Genomic DNA, 25,304 nt, shown 5'->3' on the forward strand with positions numbered 1-25,304 from the left:
ATTTCAAATTTAATTGTTATTTTTGTGCCATGATAGCGCGCTCTGTTGCACCGGTTCCTGTTTTCCGGCTGCCGCCTGGCTACAGCTAAATATCAAGAAAACCAAACAATAATATACAACGCTATGAAATTAGACGGTAGAAGAGAAAGTAACAACGTAGAAGACCGCCGCGGCATGAGCACCGGCGTAAAGGCCGGTATCGGCGGAGGTATAGGGGCCATTCTGGTAATGGCGGTCATGACACTGATGAGCGGCGGAAACCTCGGCGACGTGGTGGGTAATATCGTGCAGCAGCAGTTGCAGGCACAGGTACAGGAACAGCCCACCGGCAAAACCGAGTTTACAGAAGAGGAACAAGAGCTGGCCGACTTCTCTAAACGGATTCTGGCCGGCACGGAGGACGTGTGGACTGACCAGTTCCAACAGCACGGACTCAAGTATGAGTACCCCACTCTCGTGCTCTTTACCGGGGCCGTACAGACGGCTTGCGGCAACGGCTCGGCTGCCATGGGGCCCTTCTACTGCTCCGGCGACCAGAAGCTGTACCTCGACCTGAGCTTCTTTACCAGTATGCGCAGGCAGTTGGGCATACAGGCCAAGGGCGACCTCGACTTTGCCTATGCCTACGTGATAGCACATGAAGTGGGCCACCACATCGAGTACATGCGCGGCATCCTGCAGAAGTGCCACCAGAAGATGGCAGGAATGAGCCAGGCAAATGCCAACAAACTGAGCGTGAAACTGGAGCTCTTGGCCGATTACTACGCCGGATGCTGGGCTCACTACGACAACCAGAAGTACCAGAGCCTGACCGACGGCGACATTGAGGAGGCCATTGACTGCGCCGAGAAGATAGGCGACAACTACCTGCAGGAGAAAGCACGCGGCTATGCACAGCCCGAAACCTTTACCCACGGCACCAGTGAACAGCGCATGTTCTGGTTCAAGAAGGGACTGCAGACGGGTGACTGGGACACTACGACGTTTGCCGAAGGGGATTTGGATTAGGGGAACCTCCCCCCTGCCCCCTCCGAAGGAGGGGGTGAATGGAGACATACTACTATTCAAGATTAGGGGAACCTCCCCCTTGCCCCCTCCGAAGGAGGGGGTGAGTGGGGACATGCTACTATTCAAGATTAGGGGAACCTCCCCCTTGCCCCCTCCGAAGGAGGGGGTGTTTGGGGACATGCTATGAATTAGGATGAACAGAGATGCGGGATTGCGCGTCTCTGTTTTTTTGTTTACTGATGGTTTTCTTGCGGTAAATTGGAGGCTATTTTTGCTGACAAATACGTGCGCTGGTGTTGCGTGAGTTTTGTGTCAGTCCACGCGATGGGCAGAATTTGGGATTTTTCTTCGTTCCGGCAAGCTGCTGATTATCAGCCGTTTGTATTTTTATTGCTGTTTTCCGGGTTTCTTGGAGGTATCGTCCAACGGGCTTGAAGGTATGCTTCAAGGCTGTTGAAGCTATGCTTTAGGGGCATTAAAATGGGCAAACAGCATGCTTGAAAGTGTCCTTCTGAACGTAAAGTGCAGGTATTTCTGCCTCGCAGCCGATAGAAATTGCCTCTCCGCAGGTTGTTTTCTGTCCCGCTGTATGCTTTTTCTTATTTTCCTGCTCTTGCCACAGAGCACTACAAAACACCAAATATGCTGACAGTAACCGCCTACAGCCGCTTCATGTATTCTGCACACATCTCGGCACAACGCTCACCATCAATGCCCGCGGAGACGATGCCTCCGGCATAGCCGGCACCCTCTCCGCAGGGAAAAAGGCCCTCGAGGCGCACGTGCTGCAGCGTTTCGCGGTCGCGCAGAATGCGCACCGGCGAGCTTGTTCGCGTCTCCGTGGCTATGAGCACGGCCTCGTTGGTGAGAAAGCCGTGGGCGTTACGGCCGAATACTTTGAAGCCTTCCTGCAGCCGACTCACCACAAACGCCGGCATCCAGAAGTGCAACGGGCTGGAGATAAGTCCCGGTGCATAGCTCGATGGGGGCAGGTCGTAGCTGAGTTTGCGGTTCACGAAGTCGGCCATACGCTGTGCCGGAGCCGTCTGCTTCCTGTTGCCCTGCTGCCAGCAGTCGCGCTCCAGCGTTTCTTGGAAGCGCATCACGCAGAGCGGGTCGGCAGCATCGGCACCTTCGCTCTCGCCGTTTTCCGGCTTCAACAGTGCCGCTACGTCGTCCGGATGCACTTCAACCACCATGCCGCTGTTGCTCCATCGCGTGCCCCGATTGGCCGGCGACATGCCGTTAACCACAATTTGCTGCGGCCCGGTAGCGGCCGGAATGACGAAGCCTCCGGGGCACATACAGAAGCTGTAGACACCTCTGCCGCCCACCTGTGTAACGAAGGAGTACTCTGCAGTGGGCAGATACTTGCCCTTGCCGTTCTTGTTATGGTACTGTATCTGGTCTATGAGCTGTGCCGGATGCTCCAATCGCACGCCTACGGCAATACCTTTGGCCTCCATCTCTATCTGCTCGGCGTGAAGATACCGGTACACATCGCGGGCCGAGTGGCCTGTAGCCAGTATCACGGGGCCGCGGAAATGCTCCTCTGCCCCTGTGGCCAAGTTAACCGTCTCAACGCCTGCCACGCGCTCATGGTCGAGCATCAGGGCCGTCATCTTGGTTTGGAAGTGCACCTCGCCGCCGCATTTCAGGATGGTGTTGCGCATGTTCTCAATGACGCGCGGCAGCTTGTCGGTTCCTATATGGGGGTGGGCATCGGCCAGAATGCCGGTCGATGCGCCGTGCTGACAGAACACGTTGAGTATCTTCTCCACCGAACCGCGCTTCTTGCTGCGGGTGTAGAGCTTGCCGTCGGAGTAGGCGCCGGCCCCTCCCTCGCCAAAACAATAGTTGCTCTCGGGGTCAACCTGCTGCGTCTTCGTTATCCCGGCCATGTCTTTCTTGCGTTCCCTTACATCCTTGCCGCGCTCTATCACGACCGGCCGGAAGCCCAGTTCGATGAGCCGGAGCGAAGCAAAGAGACCGCCGGGGCCCTCGCCCACCACGATGACACGCGGCCGGTCCGACACGTCTTGATATTCGGTGTGCACGAACTCGTCGTCCTGCGGCAGCTCGTTGATATAGGCCCGCACCTTCAGGTTAACATAGATGGTGCGCTGGCGGGCGTCGATGGAGCGCTTGAGCACCCTCACGCTGTTCACTGTTCGGGCGTCGAGACCTTCTTCCTGGGCCAAATAACTGATGATGTTCTGCTCCGACGAAGCCTGCACAGGCAGCAGTCGCAACTGGTATTCATGTATCATAATATCTCTGTCTAATCGCAGCAAAAAGGGCCTCGGGCTGCTTTAAGCTATCTGCAAAAGTACATAAAAACTTTCGTTTACACCTTTTATGCACTTTTTTTCTTCGGTTTCATCATAAAAACAACAGCTTTTCTTTTCCCGTTTCTCGGTTTTTGGCTATCTTTGTCGCCAAGTTTTGCCATGGCCCTGTTGTTGAAGGGATGGCAGGATAATACCCAAACAAACCGTAAAGGCAATGAAAGTAATGAAATTCGGCGGAACATCAGTAGGTTCCGTGGCAAGCATTTTGAGCTTGAAACAAATCGTGGAGAGCGAGGCAAGGAAGCAACCCGTAATCGTGGTAGTGAGCGCCCTGGGCGGCATAACGGACAAGCTGCTGGCTACCTCGCAGTTAGCACTCAAGGGCGACGAGCACTGGAAGGACGAATTCGACGCCATGCTCGACCGCCACCACAAGATGATAGATACCGTCATCACCGACAACACAAGCCGTGAAATACTCTTCTACAAGGTTGATTCTCTCTTCGAGCAGCTGCGTTCCATCTACTTCGGCGTTTATCTGGTACACGACCTGAGCAAAAAGACCGAAGACGCCATCGTAAGCTACGGCGAGCGGCTCAGCTCGCAGATTGTGGCAACGCTCATCAAGGGCGCCAAGTGGCTCGACGCACGCCAGTTCATCAAGACCGAAAACCGCAACGGCAAGCATATACTGGACAGTGAGCTCACGGCGCAGCTCATTCAGCAGACCTTTGCCGACCTGCCCCGCATCAGTCTGGTGCCCGGCTTCATATCCCAGGACAAGAACACCAACGAGATAACAAACCTCGGGCGGGGCGGCTCCGACTATACTGCATCGCTCATAGCAGCGGCACTCGATGCCGAAATACTGGAGATTTGGACCGACGTGGACGGCTTTATGACGGCCGACCCACGCGTTATCAAGACCGCCTACACCATCAACGAACTGAGCTACGTGGAAGCTATGGAGCTCTGTAACTTCGGCGCCAAGGTCATTTATCCACCCACTATATACCCTGTATGCGTAAAGAACATCCCCATCAGGGTAAAGAACACCTTTAACAGAAAAGGCGAGGGCACCATCATCAAGGACAAAGTTGCCGACGACAACAAGCCCATCAAGGGCATTTCAAGCATCAGCGGAACCACGCTGATAACGGTTTCGGGCCTCTCGATGGTGGGTGTCATCGGCGTGAACCGGCGCATCTTCACCGCTCTGGCCGATGAAGGCATCTCGGTGTTCATGGTCTCCCAGGCCTCGTCGGAGAACTCTACGTCCATCGGCGTGCGCGATGTGGATGCCGCAGAGGCCGTGAGCGTGCTCGACGAAGAGTTCGCCCACGAGATTGAAGACGGCAAAATGTTCCCCATGCACGCCGAGAGCGGACTGGCAACCATCGCCATCGTGGGCGAAAACATGAAGCATACGCCGGGCATTGCCGGCAAGTTGTTCGGCACGCTCGGCCGCAGCGGCATCAGCGTAATAGCCTGCGCACAGGGTGCATCGGAAACTAACATCTCCTTTGTCGTAAGCTCCCAGTCGCTGCGCAAGTCGCTCAACGTGCTTCATGACTCCTTCTTTCTGTCCGAATACAAAGTTCTCAACCTCTTCATCTGCGGTGTCGGCACCGTTGGCAGCAAGCTCTTAGAGCAGATACGCTCACAGTACGAGGAGCTGAAGGAACACTCGAGGCTGAAGCTGAACGTGGTGGGAATAGCCAGCTCCAAGAATGCAATCTACAACCGGGACGGTCTCGACCTCGACAATTACCGTCAGGAGCTGAAGCAATCGGAGCCAAGCAGTCCCGAGAAGCTAAGAAGCAATGTGCTGGGCATGAACATCTTTAACAGTGTCTTTGTTGACTGTACGGCCAGCCAGGAGATAGCCGGGCTCTACCAATGCTTCCTCGAAAAGAACATCAGCATAGTGGCAGCCAACAAGATGGCGGCCTCCTCGCCCTACGACAACTATATGAAGCTGAAGAAAACCGCACTGACAAAGGGCGTGAAGTTCCGCTTTGAGACCAACGTAGGCGCTGGACTGCCCATTATAGGCACCATCAACGACCTGCGGAACTCAGGTGACAAGATACTGAAGATAGAGGCCGTGCTAAGCGGAACGCTGAACTTCATCTTCAACGAGATAGCTGCCGACGTGCCGTTCTCGGAGACCGTGCGTCGTGCTAAGGAGCAGGGATATTCCGAACCCGACCCTCGCATCGACCTGAGTGGTACGGACGTGGTGCGCAAACTCGTCATCCTGACGCGTGAGGCCGGCTACAAAGTAGACCAGATGGACGTGGAGAAGCACCTCTTCGTGCCCGATGAGTGCTTCCAGGGCTCACAAGAAGAGTTCTGGCAGAAGCTGAAGACGCTCGATGCCGACTTCGAGAGCCGGCGGCGGGAGCTTGCTTCGGCCAACAAGCGGTGGCGCTTCGTGGCCACGATGGACCACGGCAAGACTTCCGTAGCCTTGAAGGCAGTTGATTCCTCGTCACCTTTCTACAATCTGGAAGGTTCCAACAACATCGTTCTTCTTACCACCGAGCGCTACCGCGAGTACCCCATGCAGATACAGGGCTACGGAGCAGGCGCCTCGGTAACGGCTGCCGGCGTTTTTGCCAACATCATGAGCATTGCTAACATATAAGGCCCATGAAACATATCATTATCTTAGGCGACGGCATGGCCGACCATCCGGTCAGCCGACTGGGCAACAAGACGCTGCTGCAATACGCCGATACGCCCTATATGGACATGCTGGCACGCAAGGGAAAGACGGGCCGCCTCATCACCATTCCCGACGGTTTTCAGCCTGGGTCGGAAGTTGCAAACACGGCCATCCTGGGCTACGACCTCAACAAAGTGTACGAGGGCCGCGGTCCCTTGGAAGCAGCAAGCATTGGATACGACATGAAACCGGGCGACATGGCCATGAGGTGCAACATCATCGAGACCCAAGACGGGCGCATCAAGAACCACCACGGCGGACATCTTACAACGGAGCAAGGCGACGTACTCATCCGTTTCCTGAACGAGCACTTGGGCAACAAGCGCGTTAAATTCATCACCGGCATACAGTACCGGCACCTGCTCATCATCAAGGGCGGCAACAAACACATTGAGTGTGCACCGCCCCATGACCATCCGAACGAAGAGTGGGCGAAGCTGATGGTGAGACCTGCGGCCGGAAAAGCAGACGAGGACGAGCCCCGCTCGGGCAGGATGACTCCGCAGGAGACGGCCGACTTGCTCAACAACCTCATCCTGCAGTCGCAGCAACTGCTCGCTTCGCACCCCTTCAACCAAGGCCGCAAGGAGCAAGCCAACAGCATCTGGCCCTGGAGTCCGGGCTACCGACCGGAGATGAAGACCCTGCACGAACTCTTTCCGCAAATCAAGAGCGGCTCCTGCATCTCTGCAGTAGACCTGATAAGGGGCATCGGACGCTATGCAGGACTGGACATCATCAAGGTTCCCGGAGCCACCGGACTGGCCAATACCAACTATGAGGGCAAGGCGCAGGCTGCCATCAGCGCGCTCGAAAGGCAGGACTTCGTCTTCCTCCACTTGGAAGCGAGCGACGAAGCAGGCCACGACGGCGACCTGGAACTCAAACTACGCACCATCGAATACCTCGACCACAGGATTGTGGAGCCTATATATAATAAGGTGAAGGAATGGCAGGAGCCCGTCTGCATTGCCGTACTGCCCGACCACCCCACACCCGTGGAGATACGGACGCACGTCAAGGAGCCCGTGCCTTTCCTGATATGGCACCGCGGCATAGAGCCCGACGAGGTGCAACTCTTCGACGAGACGAGCTGCGTTAGGGGCAGTTACGGCCTCCTGAAGCTCCATGAATTCATGGAGGAGTTCATGAAGATTCGATAAACTCCATGCCGTTTCAACCAATCCTTTTTACATGATGAGATACTACAGCACAAACTATCAGGCCCCGCAAGCAAGCCTCAAGGAAGCCGTTGTAAACGGACTGGCTCCCGACAAGGGGCTCTACATGCCCGAACACATCAACCCACTGCCGCAACAGTTCTTCGACCACATCAGCGAACTTACCTTTCAGCAAATTGCCTGCAAGGTTGCGGATGCCTTCTTCGGCGAAGACGTTGCCGCCGAGGACCTGCACCGGATTGTCTGCTCCACGCTGTCGTTCGACACGCCGCTGGTTCGCGTAACCTCCAACATTTACGCGCTGGAACTCTTCCACGGCCCCACGCTCGCCTTTAAGGATGTAGGAGCCCGGTTCATGGCACGCCTGCTGCAATACTTCATCAGGCAGGAGAGGCCGGCAGAACGTAGCAGCAGGGTCAATGTACTTGTTGCCACATCGGGCGATACGGGCTCGGCTGTGGCCAACGGGTTCCTCTGCGTCGACGGCATTCACGTCTACGTGCTCTACCCCAAGGGTAAGGTAAGCCCCATACAGGAGAGCCAGTTCACCACGCTTGGGCAGAACATAACCGCCATAGAGATAGATGGAACGTTCGACGACTGCCAGTCTTTGGTCAAAAACGCTTTCATGGATGCCGACCTGAAGCGGCACATGAGCCTTACGAGCGCCAACTCCATCAACGTGGCCCGCTTCCTGCCGCAGTCTTTCTACTACTTCTATGCCTACGCACAGTACCTGAAGCTGCACGCCGGCAACCCCGGCCGGCTGGTGTTCTGCACGCCTTCGGGCAACTTCGGAAACATCTGCGCCGGGCTCTTTGCATGGCGAATGGGGTTGCCGGTGGAGCGTTTCATCGCCGCCAACAATGCCAACGACGTGTTCTACCGGTATCTCCAGTCGGGCAATTACAAACCCAAGCCGAGCAGACAGACCATTGCCAATGCCATGGATGTAGGCAATCCGAGCAACTTTGCACGCATACAAGACCTCTTCGGAGGCTCGTGGGAGGCCATCTGCAAGTCAGTAAGCGGAGCAACCTACACCGACAGCCAGATAGCCGAAACCATCCGCGCCTGCCACGAGCGCCACCACTACCTGCTCGACCCGCACGGAGCCTGCGGCTACAGGGCGCTGGAGGAGAACCTGAAGGACGGAGAAACGGGCATATTCCTTGAGACCGCCCACCCTGCCAAGTTCAAGGACACCGTAGAATCCATTGTAGGAGCACCGGTAGAAATGCCCGCCAGGCTGGCCGCTTTCATGCAGGGAAAGCGCCGGAGCATTGCCCTGGGCAACGACTTCGCCGGGTTCAAGAATTTCCTGCTCAGCCGGTAACCTGCCCCCAACATGCTTTTTGCAGTCCCGCACATGCCCGTTGGGAGTGTTAAAGATATCTTTCGTGAACTTTCGACACTTGTCGCACGATTGTTCGACACTTGTCACACGATTATGTGACAAGTGTCGAAACTTCCCGCTTGCCGTTTCCCGCACCTTAACCGTCAGCATCTATCACCCCGTGTGCAGGCTTTTTGCGCCGCTCCTTCCGGGCAGCGCAAACCGTTGCCGCATGCAGGTGCAGCGGTGCCGGCCGGCTGTCCTGTCGGCGGGTCTTACCGTCTCTTAATTTAAAAAAGTCAGGATAATTTTCTTTTATCTCAAAATAATTAGTATATTTGCAAGCGTCGGAAAACCTGAAGACGAATGCTATGACTTATATCGACCTGCCCGAAGGAAACACAAGGAAACTCAGCTTCTACCTGGCAATGGAAGAATACGTTGCCCGCAGCCTGCACCAGGGCGGCGACTGCTTCTTTATGTGGCAGGTGGAGCCTTCGGTCATCTTCGGCCGGAACCAGGTTGCAGAGAACGAAGTCAACATAGCCTACTGCCGGCAGCACGGCATCAGGATGTTCCGCCGCAAGAGCGGAGGCGGCTGCGTTTATGCCGACATGAGCAACGTGATGCTTTCATACATCACAGAGGAGGGGAGCGTGGACGATACTTTTGCCAGATACATGACCATGATAACCGAGGCGCTGAACCAAATGGGCATAGCAGCCTGCAAGAACGACCGCAACGACATCATGATAGGCCAGCAGAAGGTGTCAGGAAACGCCATTTACCACCTCTCGGGCAAGAACATTGCCCACGGCACCCTACTCTACGACACCGACATGGAGCACATGCTGCAGGCCATCACGCCCTCGCGACAGAAGCTGGACAAGCACGGCGTGGAGAGCGTAAGGCAGCGCATAGGCCTGCTCAAGGACTACACGCAGCTGCCCTTTGCCGACATCAGGCAACAGCTGCGCCACCACCTGTGCAGCCGCACTTACGGGATGACGGCGGAAGACATACGCCGCACGGAGGAAATAGAAAAGGAATATCTGGACGAAAGGTTCATCTTCGGAAAGTAAAGTTAACTCTTTAAACTCAAAATACATGGAAAATAAAAGAACCTGTCTGTACGACAAACACGTGGCAATGGGCGCACTCATCCAGCCTTTCGGCGGTTTCGACATGCCCATTCAGTACACTTCTATCATAGAAGAGCACCAGGCAGTGCGCCAGCACTGCGGCGTCTTCGATGTTTCTCACATGGGTGAGGTTTATGTAACGGGCAAGGATGCCGAGCGATACGTTAACCACATCTTCACCAACGACGTGAAAGGAGCCCCCGTGGGCAAGATTTACTACGGCATGATGCTCTACCCCGACGGCGGAACCGTGGACGACCTGCTGGTGTACAAGATGGGTGAGAACGAATACTTCATCGTCATCAACGCTGCCAACATCGACAAGGACGTGGAGTGGATGCGCCGGCACACCGAGGGGTTTGACGTTACGCTCGACCATTGTTCCGACTACTACGGCCAGCTGGCCGTACAGGGGCCCGAAGCAGAAGGCGTGGTCGAAGAGGTTCTCGGCCTGGCCTGCAAGGAGCTGGAGTTCTATACATGCAAGACGATAGACACCGCCGGCGAGACCATCATTATCTCCCGGACGGGCTACACGGGCGAAGACGGCTTCGAGATTTACGGCTCCCACGCGTTCATCAACGGCGCCTGGGATGCCCTCATGGCCAGCGGACGCTGCAAACCCTGCGGCCTCGGCTGCCGCGACACGCTGCGTTTTGAGGTCGGCCTGCCGCTTTACGGCGACGAACTCTCGCAGGACATCTCGCCCATCATGGCCGGTCTGGGCATGTTCTGCAAGCTGGAAAAGGAGGAATTCATCGGCAAGGACGCCCTTGTGGAGCAGAAGGCGAACGGCGTGGCCAGGCGTCTGCGCGGCATCGAGCTGCAGGCACATGCCGTTCCACGCCACGGCTACAAGGTTCTGAAGGACGGACGAGAAGTGGGCGAGGTTACTACCGGCTATCGCCTCATCAGCACCGACAAGAGCTGCGCCGTAGCTCTGGTAGACAGCAACGTGAAGTTGGGCGACCGCGTAGACATTCAGATACGCAAGAAAAACTTCCCCGGAACGGTCGTCAAAAAGAAGTTCTACGACAAGCATTACCATAAATAGCATAACAAAACAATCTAAAAAAAGAACAATATGGCTAAAGTTATTGAAGGACTCTACTACAGTGAGTCGCACGAGTTTGTAAAGATAGAAGGCGATTTCGGCTACATCGGCATAACCGACTTTGCTCAGCATGAGCTGGGAAACATCGTTTATGTAGACATGCCCGAGGTTGACGACGAGCTTGCTGCCGGCGAAGAATTCGGCGCAGTGGAAAGTGTAAAGGCCGCATCCGACCTGAATGCACCCGTATCGGGTACCGTCGTTGAGGTGAACGAGGCCCTCGAAGACAATCCGGGGCTCATCAACGAGGATGCTTTCGGCAACTGGATGGTCAAAGTGCAGCTATCTGACAAGGCCGAACTGGACAGCCTCATGGACGCCAAAGCCTACGAGGCATTCTGCCAGAAATAACGAAGAAGAGCCGTAATACATGCCGGCAAGCGTCTGGTTAACAGCTTCTTACTGTTATAGCAGAAACCAATGCACGGCATGCAGGCATTCTTTCCTACCTTTCTTTTGGGGAGGTGTGGCCAACGGCTATAAGCTGCCATCGGCCAGGTTTCCCCAAAAGAGCTTCTAACAGTACACACTATATCAAGAAAAAACAGCAATTACGGAAATGCGGGAGCCGTCACGGTCTCCATTCCCTCATTTGTTTACCTTAGTTATGACCTACAAATATTTCCCACATACAGAAGCAGACACCAAGGAGATGCTTGCCAAAATCGGCGTCGGATCTCTCGAAGAGCTCTATGCGGAGGTGCCAGACAGCGTGAAACTGCATCGCGACTACCAGCTTCCTGACGCCATGAGCGAGGTGGAGATACGGCAACTTTTTGCCCAACTGGGCAAGCAGAACCGGCAGCTCACGTGCTTTGCCGGCGCCGGAGTGTACGACCATTACACCCCGGCCGTAATTCCGGGACTCGTAGAGCGCTCTGAATTCAGGACCAGTTATACCCCCTATCAGGCCGAAATCTCACAAGGCACCCTCCATTATATATTCGAATACCAGTCCATGATGGCCGAGCTGACGGGCATGGACATCTCTAACGCGTCCATGTACGATGGCACCACGGCCACTGCAGAGGCCGTGCTGATGGCCAATGCCGTAAGCAAGAAGTCGCATAAGGTGCTTGTCTCAGAGACTGTTGACAAGAAGACACTGGCCGTAATCAACACTTACGCCCACTTCCACGGCGTAGACATTGAACTCATAGCAGCCCTCGACGGCGCTACCAGCAAGGCTGACCTCGACCAGAAGCTAAGCCTGGGAGATGTTGCAGGCGTGGTTGTGCAGCAGCCCAACTGCTATGGCATCGTTGAAGACTTTACAGGCTATGCCGATGCCTGCCACCAGCAGAAGGCTCTCTTCATCGTGAACGGCATTGCGGCCGACCTTGCCTTGCTGAAGACTCCGGGCGAATGGGGAGCCGATGTGGCCGTAGGCGACGGCCAGTCGCTGGGCATTCCGATGAGTTTCGGTGGTCCCTCCGTGGGCTACATGTGCTGTACGGAGAAGCTGATGCGCAAGATGCCGGGCCGCATTGTTGGCAAGACGCTCGACCAGAACGGGCAACGCGCCTTCGTGCTCACGCTCCAGGCCCGCGAGCAACACATCCGCCGGCAGAAAGCAACGTCAAATATATGCTCCAATGAGTCGCTCATGGCGCTGTGGGTTACTATCTACATGAGCCTCTTGGGCAAAGAAGGAATAAAGGAAGCAGCCCAGACTTCCTACGACGGAGCTCACTATCTGTACGACCGACTGCTGCAATCAGGCAAATTCGAGGCAGCCTTCAACCGGCCGTTCTTCAATGAGTTCTGCGTCAGATATCATGGAGACGTCGACTCCCTGCTGGCCAAACTGCAGGCCAACGGCATCATGGGCGGCGTCAAAGTTGCTGACAATACGCTCATGGTTGCCGTAACCGAGAAGCGCACTAAAGATGAGGTAGACCGTTACATCAAACTTACGACAGAAAACTAAGACCCCTACGACTATGAACAGAACATTATATGGCAATTTAATTTTTGAGCTCTCGCATCCTGGCCGCAGAGGCTATTCCCTGCCAAAGAACAACTTCGGCCATCACGAAGTTCCCGCCGAGGAGAGACGACAGGCTGACGCAGCCCTGCCCGAGTGCGATGAGATGACGGTTGTTCGCCACTACACGAACCACAGCGGCAACAACTTTGGCGTCGACAACGGCTTCTATCCGCTCGGCTCCTGCACCATGAAATACAATCCCTACATCAATGAAGAGATGGCAAACCTGCCCGATTTTGCGGCTCTGCACCCCCAGCAGCCTGAAGACACCGTGCAGGGAGCGCTGGCGGTGGAATACAATCTCCGGCAAAGTCTGGCCGAGCTGACTGGCATGAGCGACTTTACGCTCAATCCGTTTGCCGGCGCCCACGGCGAACTTACTGGCCTCATGATTATACGCAGCTACCATCAGGCACGCCATGACGACAAACGCATCAAGGTGATTGTGCCCGACTCGGCGCACGGAACCAACCCGGCTTCGGCCGCGGTATGCGGACTTGAGGTGGTTGAAGTGAAGAGTACGCCCGACGGACTGGTTGATGTAGAAGACCTGAAACCGCTGCTCGGCGACGACATTGCAGCCATGATGATGACCAACCCCAACACTCTCGGCCTCTTCGAGAAGGACATTCCCGAGATTGCCAAGCTGGTTCACGGCTGCGGAGCACTGCTGTATTACGACGGAGCGAACCTCAACCCGCTGCTTGGAGTTTGCCGTCCGGGCGACATGGGGTTCGATGTAATGCACGTGAACCTGCACAAGACCTTCTCTACTCCTCACGGCGGAGGCGGTCCGGGAGCCGGACCGGTGGGCGTACGCAAAGGGTTGGAGGAGTTCCTGCCCAGTCCCCACGTTGTCAAGGAGGGCGACCGCTACTCCGTTTGCTATGACCACGCCTGCCATGTTGGCGCCTATTTGGGCAACTTCGGCGTCATTCTGCGGGCCTACACCTACATTCTGAGCCTGGGCAAGGAGAACATCAAGATGGTTGGACCGCTCGCCACACTGACTGCCAACTATGTAAAGGAGTGCCTGAAAGATGCCTACGAGCTGCCTATCGGCGGACTTTGCAAGCACGAGTTCGTGTTTAATGGCCTGCGGGACAAGAGCACCGGCGTTACCACCATGGACGTTGCCAAGCGTTTGTTGGACTATGGATACCACGCGCCGACCATCTATTTCCCGCTTCTCTTCCACGAGGCGATGATGATAGAGCCAACAGAAAACGAGAGCAAAGACACACTCGACGGCTTCATTGACGTGATGCACCGCATTGCCAAGGAAGCAGCAGAGCAGCCGGAGCTCGTGAAAACGGCTCCGCACAATGCTCCCATATCGCGCGTTGACGACGTGCTGGCGGCCAAACATCCAATAGTAACCTACAAGCAACTCATCAATGACAACGACTGACCTCATCATCATCGGGTGCGGACCCGGCGGCTACCAGGCCGCTCCCTACGCAGCAAAGCACGGACTGCAGGTAACCGTCATCGAAGAAAGCCACGTTGGCGGCACCTGCCTGAACGTGGGCTGCATACCGACCAAGGCCTACTGCCACGAAGCCGAGGTGATTGAGCAGGCCCGCCGGGCTGCCGAACACGGGCTCGACGGCCTCTCCTTCAGCCTCAACTTCGCCAAGATACAGGAGCACAAGAACCAAGTTGTGCAGCAGCTGCGCAGCGGCATCGAGACCCTTATGGCCGTGCCGGGCATTAACTTCGTACAGGGCAAGGCATCATTCAAGGACGCCCACACGGTTGTTGTTGGCAACGAGGAATACCAGGCCAGGCATATCATCATTGCAACAGGCTCACATCCCAAGATGCCTCCTATCGAGGGCATCGACAGCCCCGGCGTAGTAACCTCTACCGAGCTGCTCGACATCGACCACGTTCCACCGCGGCTGGTCATCGTGGGCGCAGGAGTCATCGGACTGGAGTTCGCCTCCGCCTTCAACACCTTCGGCTCGCAGGTTACCATCATCGAGTTTCTGAAAGAGTGCCTGCCGGCCATGGACAGCGACATAGCCAAGCGGCTGCGCAAGCAGTTGGAACGAAGAGGCGTGCAGTTCTTCATGCAGTCGGGCGTGAAAAGCATCGACAACGGCACCGTTACCTTTGAGACAAAAGGCAAGGAGAACACCGTCGGGGCCGACACCATACTCATTGCTACCGGCCGCGGCGCCAATACCGACGGGCTGAAACTGGAAAACGCCGGCATAGAGTACGACCGCCAAGGCATCAAGACCGACGAGAACATGCAGACCAACGTAAAGGGCATTTATGCCATAGGCGACGTAAACGGCCGCATAATGCTGGCTCACGCTGCCTCGTTCCAAGGCTACAGGGCCGTGAACCACATTCTCGGACTGGCTGACGACATACGGCTCGACATCATGCCGGCCGCCGTATTCACCAATCCCGAGGCCGCCTCGGTGGGCAAAACCGAAGATGCACTGAAGGCGGAGGGCACGGAGTACAACGCCCACAAGGGCTACTACCGCGCCAACGGCAAAGCTGTGGCCACCGGCGAGACCGAAGGCATGGTGAAGATACTGGCCGACCAGGCCGGCCGCATCATAGGTTGCCACATCCTGGGAGCCCACGCCTCGGGCATGGTTCAGGAGATAACGGCGCTCATGAACCGCGATACAACGCTGCAGCAGCTGGGCAACATCATCCACACCCACCCCACGCTGGAAGAAATACTGCACGATACGGCACACTAAACAGCAAGCCCGGCTCCACTGGAACCGGGCTTTTCGTTTGTCTTTTCACTGCCTGCGGGCCTGCTGCTGCCAACAACCGGCACCCGTCGGGGGCTCTATGAATCCTTGTACTCCTTAGGCGACATGCCCACGTGGGTCTTGAAGAAACGGGAAAAATGCTGCGGATAGAGGAACCCGAGATAGGCTGATACCTGGTTGATGGTGTAACGGCTGTCGAGCAGGAACTGCTTGCTGAGGGCCACGAGCTTGTTCTGAATGAGCTGCTGGGCCGTGAGTCCCGTCTCCTTCTTGATGAGATCGCCAAAATAACCGGGCGTAAGAAAAGCCTTGTCGGCAAAATAGGCCACCGTCGGCAGCCCGCTTCGTTCGGCCTCGCCGCTGTTGAAATACTCCTTGAGGTTCTGCTCGAAGGCCGTAAGCACATCGGAGTTGACCTTGTGGCGCGTAATGAACTGCCGGTCGTAGAACCGTTGGCAGTAGTCGAGTACGAGCTTGATGCGGTCAACCAGAATGGTTTGCGAATGCCGGTCGACTGGCATCTCGAGCTCGCTGTTGATACTTCCCAGCACATCAACTATCACTTGCTGCTCCCGAACCGAAAGATGAAGGGCCTCGGCCGAGTCATAATCGAAGAAGTGATAGTCGTCTATACACTTTCCGAGCACAGTTCCGTGGATGATGTCGGGATGGAACAAGAGGCCAACAGCATCGGCCTGCTCCACATTCTCCGCCATCAATACCTCTACGGCCTGCCCGGGAGCGAAGCTGACGATGGTGCCTTCCTGGTAGTCATAGTTCTGTCGGCCGTAGCGGATGGAGCACTGTTGGCCGTGCTTGAGCCAAAGTGCGTAAAGCCCATAGTTAAACCGCACGTGGTTCACGGATGTTGTAGCCTTCCGTAAATCAACCACCGCCACCAGCGGATGCCGGGTTTCAAAACCGTACAGCTTATTATATTTATCAACGCTGTCGAGCCTGATAACCGGCTCTTCTGTCTTCTCTTCCATTTGTTGCATGTTCTTTTGCGCAAAAATACAACTTATTTCTGAATCTGACTCTATTCTATACTAAGAAAAGGGAATAGAGGTAAGTATCACCCCAACCATGATAAGCGCACCGAAGAATATTAGCCGTAACTTTGCCTCGTACAAAACAATCATGCAATATGAAAAAACTGACAACCATCATCCTCATAACTATGACAACCATTTCTGCACTTGCACAGCAGCAAAACATTCTGCTTACGGCCGGCGGCCGCACCTTCACCGTACTGACTGACGACAACGCCACGGCCCGAGCCTTTGCCGGCATGCTGCCCCTGACGCTCAACATGAGCGAACTGAACGGCAACGAGAAGTACTGCTACATTGACCGCAGCCTCCCAACGGCCACCTACCGGCCCGGAACCATACACGCCGGCGACGTGATGCTGTACGGCTCGGCGTGTATCGTAGTGTTCTACAAGACCTTCATGTCAAGTTACGCGTACACCAAGATTGGCCATATTGACAACCCGGCCGGCCTGCAAGAAGCCTTGGGCAGCGGCAGCGTGAGCGTGGCTTGGAAGCAGCAGGTAAGCGACGGAATAGAAAGGACGAAGGCAACCGCTGCCCACGGCGGCTCCTACTACGACCTGCAGGGCAACCGGACGACACGTCCCGGCAAAGGTGTCTATATACACAACGGGAAAAAGGGAATAAACAAGTAACCCCACTCAGGCCGCAACGGCCCCAAAGATATGTAAAAGCAGAGAGCAGCAAACACCTATCAGGCAAGAACCCAACCCCATTCTCCCAAGGGATTGAGGGCTGAAAGCATCCGGAAAGCACTGCCGGCAGGGTTTAACTCCATTCTTTTGGGAGTGCCGGAGCAGGCTTCCATCAACTTTCGACACCTGTCAAATATATGTGCGACACTTGTCAAACAATCGTGCGACAAGTGTCGAAAGTTCGTGAAGCATAGCTTCAGCACGAAAATTCATAAAACTCAAGCACCCATGTAGCGTGAGGCAAGCCCCCTTGCATCATGAGCCGGGCACGATAGTTAACGAAGAATAAGACACAGCACTCACTTTGCGCCCATCATCATGCGGGCCAGCTTGCCCCAAAGTAGTAGCAAGGGCGGCCTACGCTGCGTAGTAGTTGAGGTAAACGTACACCAAAGCAGCGATGATGAGGAGCAGGATGACGCTCCTGATAAGGCAGCTGGCTATCTTCTTGACCACAACAACGCCCACGAAGACAGCAATAAGAATGAATATGAAATACGAAAGATTGCTCATCTGATTGAATATGTTTGGATGGTTCTAAGTTCCTGATTACTTGAAAAGATGCCTGAACGAAGGCGGTATGGGGGTTTCAAACTCCATGCGTTCGTGCGTTACCGGATGGTAGAAACACAGCACATAGGCGTGCAGACAGAGGCGGTGCAGCGGGTCGTCGCCATTGCCGTACTTGGTGTCTCCACACACGGGGTGCCCCATGTCGGCACTGTGCACGCGTATCTGGTTCTTCCTTCCCGTCTCCAACCGGTACTCCACCAGCGAGTGGTCGACTGTACGGTCGAGCACGTGGAAGTGGGTCACGGCGTATTTTCCGCCGTTGTCAACGGGCGAACTGTAGGTAACGTAGGCCTTGTTGTCCTGCAGCCAGTTGGCTATCGTCCCCTCGTCGTCCTCCATCTCGCCCGATACAACGGCCACGTAACGGCGGTCGTACACTATGTGATGCCAGTCGTGCTCCAGCAACTGCTCCGTCTGCATGTCCTTGGCATAAATCATCAGCCCCGATGTCTCGCGGTCCAGGCGGTGCACTACATGCGCGGTACACTTCTGGCGGGTCTTGCCGAAATAGTCGTCGAGCACCGCCTTCACGTTCAGTGATGAATGCCCGGCCGCCATTGACAGTATGCCGACGTTCTTCTCCACAACAACAAGAAAGCGGTCCTCATACACCAGCCTCAAGTAACGGCTGTGGAAAGTGTCGTTCTTCTTAGACCGACTCACGGAAATCCTGTCGCCCGGCTTGAGCGGATAGTCGAAGCGGGTAACCTGCTTGCCGTTAACGCGGATGCCGCGCCCCTTGAGCGTGGCCTTGACCTTGGTCCTGCTTTCGCCTTTGAGATTGCCGAGCAGCCACTCCAGGAGCGCACTATCTTCGCTTACCTCGTAGTAATCGTAATCGCCCGGATGGCTGGTATGGTTTGTCTTCATCTGTTTCAGTCCTTTCATTTGCGGCATGACGTCGGCTGGCTCACGGACTTCATGTCCACAATCAGCATCAATCAGACCGTCTGCTTAAGATTTTGCAAAGGTAAACAAAAATGCCGGTTGGGGCAACGAGGCGGCCTGTTTTTTGTTGATTTTCACGCTCTTACCCCCTCGCCTTTCATTTTTATTTTGTACCTTTGCACAAAATTTAGATAAAATAGGTATTTAGCAGAATGATTACACTCACCAACCTCGCCATTCAGTTTGGCAAGAGAGTTCTTTACAAAGACGTAAACATCAAGTTCACCCGCGGCAACATATATGGCGTTATAGGTGCTAACGGAGCCGGAAAGTCGACCTTGCTGCGCGCCATCAGCGGCGACTTGGAGCCCAACAAAGGCACAGTAGAGCTTGGACCGGGCGAAAGATTGAGCGTGCTGGAGCAGGATCACTTCAAATACGACGACTTCTCAGTCATGGATACCGTACTTATGGGCCACCAGCCTCTATGGGAAAACATGAAGGAACGCGAGCGCCTGTACGGCAAAGCAGAGATGACAGAGGAGGACGGGAACCGTGCCGCCGACCTTGAACTCAAGTTTGCAGAGATGAACGGATGGGAAGCAGAGTCGAATGCAGCCCAACTTTTGCAGAACCTCGGCATCAAGGAAGAGCTGCATCAGAAGCAGATGGCCTCGCTGGCCAATAACGAGAAGGTTCGCGTAATGCTTGCCAAGGCGCTCTTCGGTCATCCCGAGAACCTGCTCCTCGATGAACCAACCAACGACTTAGACCTCGACACCGTTGAATGGCTGGAGCAATATCTGAGTGAGATAGATGAACACCAGACGGTACTCGTGGTGAGCCACGACCGCCACTTCCTCGATGCAGTGAGCACACAGACCATAGACATCGACTTCGGAAAGGTTACCGTCTTTTCCGGTAACTACAGTTTCTGGTACGAGAGCTCGCAGCTGGCACTGCGGCAGGCACAGAACCAGAAGCTGAAAGCCGACGAGAAACGCAAGCAGTTGGAGGAGTTTATCCGCCGCTTCTCTGCCAATGTGGCAAAGAGTAAGCAGACCACGTCGCGCAAGAAGATGCTGGAGAAGCTGAATGTGGACGAAATACGCCCCTCAAGTCGTAAGTATCCGGGCATCATCTTCCAGATGGACCGCGACCCGGGCAATCAGATACTGGAAGTGGAAGGGCTCAAGGCAACCGATGCTGACGGCACTGTACTGTTCGACAACATAAACTTCAACATCGAAAAGGGCCAGAAGGTGGTGTTCCTTTCTCACAACCCAAAGGCCATGACGGCACTTTTCGAAATCATCAACGGCAACCGCGAGGCCGCCGCAGGCACCTACAAGTGGGGCGTTACCATCACTACGGCCTACCTGCCGCTTGACAACACCGCCTTCTTTGACAGCAACCTGAACCTGGTAGACTGGCTTTCGCAGTACGGAGCAGGCAACGAGGTGGCCATGAAAGGCTACCTGGGGCGCATGCTCTTCTCCGGAGAAGAGGTACTCAAGAAGGTCAGCGTGCTCTCCGGAGGCGAGAAGATGCGCTGCATGATAGCACGCATGCAGCTGCAGAACGCCAACTGCCTCATTCTTGACACGCCCACCAACCACCTTGATTTGGAAAGTATTCAGGCCTTCAACAACAACCTGATTGCTTTCAAGGGCAACATTCTCTTCTCTTCGCACGACCATGAATTCATCCAGACCGTGGCCGACCGCATCATCGAACTCACCCCATCGGGCGCCATAGACAAGCTGATGCCCTACGACGAGTACATCTACGACGAGGGCATCAAGGAGCAGAAGGCCAGAATGTACAACGTATAAGAACCCTTACAGCATCCACAGATTTCCATCTCCCGGCACCGATTTCACTTCCGGAAACCAACATCGGGCGGCATGAAAATCTGTGGATGCTTTTTTGGCAAGGTTTTTGCTGACTACAATATAAAACTTATTATCATGAGCAATAAAGAGAACAAGGAACAAAACATAAACGTAGAAGAAGGAGCTACGGAGAAAGAAGTGAACACGAAACAGACGGAACAGGCAGCCAGTGCCGATAACGAACAGGCTGAAACACAGCCCGAAACGGCCGACAACACCACCGCGGAAACAGCCAAAGAGGCCGAAGAAGCACCTGCTGCCGACCCTCTGGCAGAAGCCAACAAACAGTTGGAAGAGCTCAAAGACAAGTATCTGAGGACCGTAGCCGAGTTTGAGAACTACAAGAAACGCACGCTCAAGGAGAAAGCCGAACTCATTCTCAACGGCGGAGAGAAGACAATTACTGCCATTCTGCCCGTATTGGATGACATGGAACGTGCCATGGCCAATGCCGACAAGGCCGACTCGATGGAGAAACTGGAGGAAGGCTGGGAGCTCATTTTCAAGAAGTTCCAGACTACCCTGGAAGGTCTCGGGGTCAAGAAGATAGAGACCGAGGATGCCGACTTCAACGTCGACTACCACGAAGCCATAGCCATGGTGCCCGGTATGGGCGACAACAAGAAGGGCAAAGTAATAGACTGCGTGCAGACCGGCTACACGATGAACGACAAGGTCATACGCCACGCCAAGGTTGCCGTAGGCCAGTAGGATGCCCGCGCCACGCATCGGCTACAGACAAAAGACAGGAACAGCAAAACATAACGAACAATTTGAATGGCTAAACGTGATTATTATGAGGTCCTTGGTGTAAGCAAGGACGCCTCAGAAGACGAGATAAAGAGAGCATACCGCAAACTGGCAATCAAGTATCACCCCGACCGCAACCCGGGCAACAAGGAAGCCGAAGACAAATTCAAGGAAGCAGCAGAGGCCTACGACATTCTGCACGACCCGCAGAAACGCCAGCAGTACGACCAGTTCGGGTTTGATGGACCGCAGGGAGGAGGCTTCGGCGGCTTCGGTGCAGGTGGCATGGACATGGACGACATCTTCTCTATGTTCGGCGACATCTTTGGCGGTCACAGCGGCTTTAGCGGCTTCGGAGGCTTCGGCGGGGGCGGAGGAAGACAGGCGCGCCCGCAGTATCGCGGCTCCGACCTGCGCCTCAAGGTCAGCCTCTCGCTGCAGGAAGTAGCCACGGGCGTTACCAAGAAGTTCAAGGTTCACAAGGATGTAACCTGCTCCCACTGCCACGGAAGCGGCGCCGAGGCCGGCAGCGGTTCCGAGACATGCCCCACCTGCCACGGCAGCGGCGTAGTTACGCGCACCTCGCGCACCGTGTTCGGCATGATGCAAACGCAGAGCGAATGTCCTACCTGCCACGGCGAAGGCACCGTAATCAAGAATAAATGCCACGAATGTGGCGGCACCGGCGTCGTTAAAGGCGAGGAGGTTGTCGAGATAAAGATACCCGCAGGCGTGGCCGAGGGCATGGTCGTAAACGTGCCGGGCAAGGGCAATGCCGGCCGGCACAACGGTATAGCGGGCAACATACAGGTATATATAGAGGAGGAAAAGGACGAGACGTTCGTCAGAGACGGGCAGGACGTTATCTACAGCCTGCTGCTCGACTTCCCCACCGCAGCCCTGGGAGGCGAGGTGGAGATACCTACCATAGAGCAAACCAAGGTGAAGATAAAGATTGACCCGGGCACGCAGCCCGGCAGAACGCTCCGCCTGCGCGGCAAGGGTCTGCCTGCCGTGCAGGGCTACGGTAGCGGCAAGGGCGACCTGGTGGTAAACATCAGCGTCTTCGTGCCCAAGACACTCACCAAAGAAGAGCGCAAAGCCATCGAAGAACTGCGTGAAAGCGAGAACTTCAGAGGCGACTCCTCGACCAAGAAAAGCATCTTCGAGAAATTCAAGAACTACTTCAGCGAATAGCCCCCAGCGGGCACCGGCCGTGCGCGTTTTTTGGAGCAGGCGCGGCAGAGCTATCGTTCAAGGCCGTTGAAGCATAGCTTCAAGAGCCTTGAACGATAGCTTCAACAACGCTGAACGACAGCTCTGCCGGAGCCGGGCCGTACAAACAAAGACAACCATCAGATACTCAAGGGCTTACACCGCTGGCTGCACGCCTCATTGCAACAACCTTTATTCTCCTGCCGACATGACCTATCAGGAAACAGTACAATACCTTTTTAACAGCACACCCATGTTTGAGCACGTGGGGGCTACGGCCTACAAGGAGGGCCTTGACAACACCCTGGCGCTGGACGAACACTTCCATCATCCGCACACGCACTACCCGACCATCCACGTAGCCGGCACCAACGGCAAAGGTTCGTGCTCCCATACGCTGGCCTCCATCCTTCAGAGCGAGGGATACAGGGTGGGTCTCTACACTTCTCCGCACCTTGTAGATTTCAGAGAGCGGATTAGGGTTAACGGACAGGTTATCAGCAAGAAACAGGTTGTTGACTTCGTAGAGCGCGAACGCCATTTCTTCGAGCCCCTGCATCCCTCGTTCTTCGAGCTCACCACGGCCATGGCATTCAACTACTTCGCTGAACAAGAGGTAGACATTGCCGTCATCGAAGTCGGTCTGGGCGGCCGTCTCGACTGCACCAACATCATCTCCCCCATCCTCTCCGTCATCACCAACATCTCCTTTGACCACACCCAGTTCTTGGGCAACACGCTGGCAAAGATTGCCGGCGAGAAGGCCGGCATCATCAAAAGCCACACTCCAGTGGTTATCGGAGAAACTGTAGCCGAGACGAGGCCGGTATTCGAGCAGAAGGCTGCTGCCCTGCAGGCTCCCGTGTACTTTGCCAAGGACGAGGCGGAAGTTATCGGAACGCAGGCAACCGACGGCCACCAAGGCCTCGTGTACAGCACGCGCAGCTTCGGCAAGCTGGCTGGCGAGCTCGGCGGAAGCTATCAGGAGAAGAACGCCAACACGGTTCTCTGCGCCGTGAAGCGGCTCATGGAGGCCGGCATCATCAAGCACGAGAGCAGCATAAACGAAGGTTTTGCCCGGGTGACGGAGCTCACCGGACTGCAAGGACGCTGGCAGCAGTTGCAGTCGAACCCCACAGTGGTGTGCGACACCGGCCATAACGCAGGCGGATGGCAGTATCTGGCACCGCAGCTACGGGCACAGGAATGCCGGCAGCTCAGGATTGTTTTCGGCATGGTTGACGACAAAGACATTGACGCGGTGATGCAGATGCTGCCACGCCGGGCCGTATATTATTGGACGCAGGCATCCTCCAAGCGGGCCTTCCCCGTAGAGCGGGTGGCCGAATTGGGCCGCAGCCACCAGCTCTCGGGCGGCATTTTCCACACTGTCCGGGAGGCTTATCGGGCCGCGCTCGGCGATGCCGGCAAGGATGATTTCATCTTCGTGGGTGGCTCCAGTTATGTAGTTGCCGACCTGCTGGCTTCGGTTTAATAGTTTTTAACATAACAGTCCGCCTGTTTTTTAAATCATTCGTTTGCCCCTTTCGTTTTTTTTCAGTTACTTTGCATCAATATAAAATAACTAAAGACTTATTATCTGATGAACACAACTGAAACTGAAAACATCTGTGGTTTGAAGAAAGAGGACTTTCAGACCACAGTAGACGGCAAGAATACAGACTTGTTTTTTCTCACAAACAGTAAAGGCAACGAGGTTGCCATTACCAATTACGGAGGCGCCATAGTAGCCATCATGGTGCCTGACAGGAACGGCAACTACGCAAACGTTATCCAGGGACACGACAATATCCAAGATGTAATAAACAGTCCGGAGCCCTATCTCTCCACTCTCATTGGCCGGTATGGCAACCGCATCTGCAAAGGACGCTTCCAGCTGCACGGCAAGGAGTACCGGTTACCTGTCAACAACGGCCCAAACAGCTTGCATGGAGGCCTCAAAGGCTTCAACGCCAAGGTTTGGGATGCACTGCAAATGGACGCCCAGTCGCTGGTTCTGAAGTACGTGAGTCCATACGGAGAAGAAGGCTACTCCGGCGAAATGAAAGTGACGGTTGTCTACACTTTCAACGATGACAACGAACTGGTTATCGACTACATGGCAACCACCAACAAGAAAACTATCATCAACCTTACAAGCCACGGCTTTTTCTCACTGGCTGGCATAGCCGACCCCACCCCCACCATCGACAACTTGATTTGCCAAATCAATGCCGATTTCTACATTCCCATTGACGAGACAAGCATCCCCACGGGCGAAATCAGGAAGGTAGAAGGTACACCCTTCGACTTCCGCTCACCCAAAACAGTGGGCCAGGATATCAATGCCGACGATGAACAAATTAAGAACGGAGCCGGCTACGACCACTGTTTCGTGCTCAACAAGAAGGAAGAAGGCGAGCTGAGCTTTGCCGCCAAGATAACCGAACCCGTGAGCGGACGCACCATGGAAGTGTTCACGACCGAACCGGGCGTACAGGTCTATACCGACAACTGGGCCGACGGCTACAAAGGCCAGCACGGGGCAACCTTCCCGCGCCGCAGTGCCATCTGCTTCGAGGCACAGCACTTCCCGGACAGTCCCAACCATCCGTACTTCCCCTCGGTGGTACTCAAGGCCGGCGAACAATACAAGCAGAAAACTATCTATCAATTTGGAGTAGAACAATAAA

The 25,304-nt window shown here is 55.2% G+C and carries 20 protein-coding genes; 16 read left to right on the plus strand and 4 right to left on the minus strand.

Annotation, left to right across the window (positions count from 1 at the left end; genetic code table 11):
* Nucleotides 1-123 precede the first annotated feature (123 nt).
* Nucleotides 124-1,008: a KPN_02809 family neutral zinc metallopeptidase gene (locus tag BMW31_RS08925; RefSeq protein ID WP_091824458.1), complete on the plus strand. Its 885-nt coding sequence runs from the start codon at nucleotides 124-126 to the stop codon at nucleotides 1,006-1,008.
* A gap of 659 nt (nucleotides 1,009-1,667) precedes the next feature.
* Here the strand turns inward: BMW31_RS08925 and BMW31_RS08935 are convergent.
* Entirely contained in the window at nucleotides 1,668-3,278 is a 1,611-nt protein-coding gene (locus tag BMW31_RS08935; RefSeq protein ID WP_091824328.1) for an NAD(P)/FAD-dependent oxidoreductase, read from the minus strand.
* Nucleotides 3,279-3,513: 235 nt separating this feature from the next.
* Between BMW31_RS08935 and thrA the strand changes: the two genes are divergently transcribed.
* From thrA to lpdA, 9 genes are all read left to right on the plus strand, one after another.
* Nucleotides 3,514-5,949, plus strand: a complete 2,436-nt coding sequence (thrA, locus tag BMW31_RS08940) for a bifunctional aspartate kinase/homoserine dehydrogenase I (RefSeq protein WP_091824331.1) — start codon at nucleotides 3,514-3,516, stop codon at nucleotides 5,947-5,949.
* Nucleotides 5,950-5,954: 5 nt separating this feature from the next.
* Nucleotides 5,955-7,193: a cofactor-independent phosphoglycerate mutase gene (locus BMW31_RS08945; RefSeq protein WP_091824334.1), complete on the plus strand. Its 1,239-nt coding sequence runs from the start codon at nucleotides 5,955-5,957 to the stop codon at nucleotides 7,191-7,193.
* A gap of 34 nt (nucleotides 7,194-7,227) precedes the next feature.
* Nucleotides 7,228-8,547: a threonine synthase gene (thrC, locus tag BMW31_RS08950; RefSeq protein ID WP_091824337.1), complete on the plus strand. Its 1,320-nt coding sequence runs from the start codon at nucleotides 7,228-7,230 to the stop codon at nucleotides 8,545-8,547.
* A 371-nt stretch (nucleotides 8,548-8,918) separates the two neighbouring features.
* Nucleotides 8,919-9,629 carry a lipoate--protein ligase family protein gene (locus BMW31_RS08955; RefSeq protein WP_091824340.1) on the plus strand — a complete coding sequence of 237 codons (711 nt, stop codon included), beginning with the start codon at nucleotides 8,919-8,921 and terminating at the stop codon, nucleotides 9,627-9,629.
* Between the two features lie 25 nt (nucleotides 9,630-9,654).
* Complete coding sequence (gene gcvT, locus BMW31_RS08960; protein WP_091824343.1) at nucleotides 9,655-10,743, plus strand: glycine cleavage system aminomethyltransferase GcvT; 1,089 nt, start codon at nucleotides 9,655-9,657, stop codon at nucleotides 10,741-10,743.
* A gap of 30 nt (nucleotides 10,744-10,773) precedes the next feature.
* A complete protein-coding gene (gene gcvH, locus BMW31_RS08965) occupies nucleotides 10,774-11,154 on the plus strand; it encodes a glycine cleavage system protein GcvH (RefSeq protein WP_091824347.1) in 381 nt (126 codons plus the stop codon).
* Between the two features lie 256 nt (nucleotides 11,155-11,410).
* Entirely contained in the window at nucleotides 11,411-12,733 is a 1,323-nt protein-coding gene (gcvPA, locus tag BMW31_RS08970) for an aminomethyl-transferring glycine dehydrogenase subunit GcvPA (RefSeq protein WP_091824350.1), read from the plus strand.
* A gap of 13 nt (nucleotides 12,734-12,746) precedes the next feature.
* Nucleotides 12,747-14,204: an aminomethyl-transferring glycine dehydrogenase subunit GcvPB gene (gene gcvPB / locus BMW31_RS08975; protein WP_091824353.1), complete on the plus strand. Its 1,458-nt coding sequence runs from the start codon at nucleotides 12,747-12,749 to the stop codon at nucleotides 14,202-14,204.
* Complete coding sequence (gene lpdA, locus BMW31_RS08980) at nucleotides 14,191-15,522, plus strand: dihydrolipoyl dehydrogenase (RefSeq protein ID WP_091824356.1); 1,332 nt, start codon at nucleotides 14,191-14,193, stop codon at nucleotides 15,520-15,522. The genes gcvPB and lpdA overlap by 14 nt, the downstream gene beginning before the upstream one ends.
* A gap of 95 nt (nucleotides 15,523-15,617) precedes the next feature.
* Here the strand turns inward: lpdA and BMW31_RS08985 are convergent, their stop codons facing one another.
* Complete coding sequence (locus BMW31_RS08985; protein ID WP_091824359.1) at nucleotides 15,618-16,529, minus strand: helix-turn-helix domain-containing protein; 912 nt, start codon at nucleotides 16,527-16,529, stop codon at nucleotides 15,618-15,620.
* 158 nt (nucleotides 16,530-16,687) lie between these two features.
* Between BMW31_RS08985 and BMW31_RS13475 the strand changes: the two genes are divergently transcribed.
* Complete coding sequence (locus BMW31_RS13475; RefSeq protein ID WP_177166299.1) at nucleotides 16,688-17,230, plus strand: cyclophilin-like fold protein; 543 nt, start codon at nucleotides 16,688-16,690, stop codon at nucleotides 17,228-17,230.
* A 417-nt stretch (nucleotides 17,231-17,647) separates the two neighbouring features.
* Here BMW31_RS13475 and BMW31_RS13480 read toward each other — a convergent pair whose 3' ends face one another.
* Both BMW31_RS13480 and BMW31_RS08995 read right to left on the minus strand, forming a co-directional pair.
* On the minus strand, nucleotides 17,648-17,803 hold the full coding sequence (locus tag BMW31_RS13480; protein ID WP_177166300.1) for a hypothetical protein: 156 nt from the start codon (nucleotides 17,801-17,803) through the stop codon (nucleotides 17,648-17,650).
* A 36-nt stretch (nucleotides 17,804-17,839) separates the two neighbouring features.
* Complete coding sequence (locus tag BMW31_RS08995) at nucleotides 17,840-18,751, minus strand: RluA family pseudouridine synthase (protein WP_410524442.1); 912 nt, start codon at nucleotides 18,749-18,751, stop codon at nucleotides 17,840-17,842.
* 212 nt (nucleotides 18,752-18,963) lie between these two features.
* Here BMW31_RS08995 and BMW31_RS09000 point away from each other — a divergent pair, with 212 nt between their 5' ends.
* From BMW31_RS09000 to BMW31_RS09020, 5 genes are all read left to right on the plus strand, one after another.
* Entirely contained in the window at nucleotides 18,964-20,586 is a 1,623-nt protein-coding gene (locus BMW31_RS09000) for an ABC-F family ATP-binding cassette domain-containing protein (protein WP_091824363.1), read from the plus strand.
* 135 nt (nucleotides 20,587-20,721) lie between these two features.
* Nucleotides 20,722-21,357, plus strand: a complete 636-nt coding sequence (locus BMW31_RS09005) for a nucleotide exchange factor GrpE (protein ID WP_091824468.1) — start codon at nucleotides 20,722-20,724, stop codon at nucleotides 21,355-21,357.
* A gap of 66 nt (nucleotides 21,358-21,423) precedes the next feature.
* Nucleotides 21,424-22,593 carry a molecular chaperone DnaJ gene (gene dnaJ / locus BMW31_RS09010; RefSeq protein ID WP_091824367.1) on the plus strand — a complete coding sequence of 390 codons (1,170 nt, stop codon included), beginning with the start codon at nucleotides 21,424-21,426 and terminating at the stop codon, nucleotides 22,591-22,593.
* 226 nt (nucleotides 22,594-22,819) lie between these two features.
* Nucleotides 22,820-24,106, plus strand: coding sequence for a bifunctional folylpolyglutamate synthase/dihydrofolate synthase (locus BMW31_RS09015; protein WP_091824371.1), 1,287 nt, complete (start codon nucleotides 22,820-22,822; stop codon nucleotides 24,104-24,106).
* 105 nt (nucleotides 24,107-24,211) lie between these two features.
* A complete protein-coding gene (locus BMW31_RS09020; RefSeq protein ID WP_091824374.1) occupies nucleotides 24,212-25,303 on the plus strand; it encodes an aldose epimerase family protein in 1,092 nt (363 codons plus the stop codon).
* Nucleotide 25,304 lies beyond the last annotated feature (1 nt).

The sequence above is a fragment of the Prevotella sp. kh1p2 genome (genome assembly GCF_900111525.1).
Lineage (GTDB): Bacteria > Bacteroidota > Bacteroidia > Bacteroidales > Bacteroidaceae > Prevotella.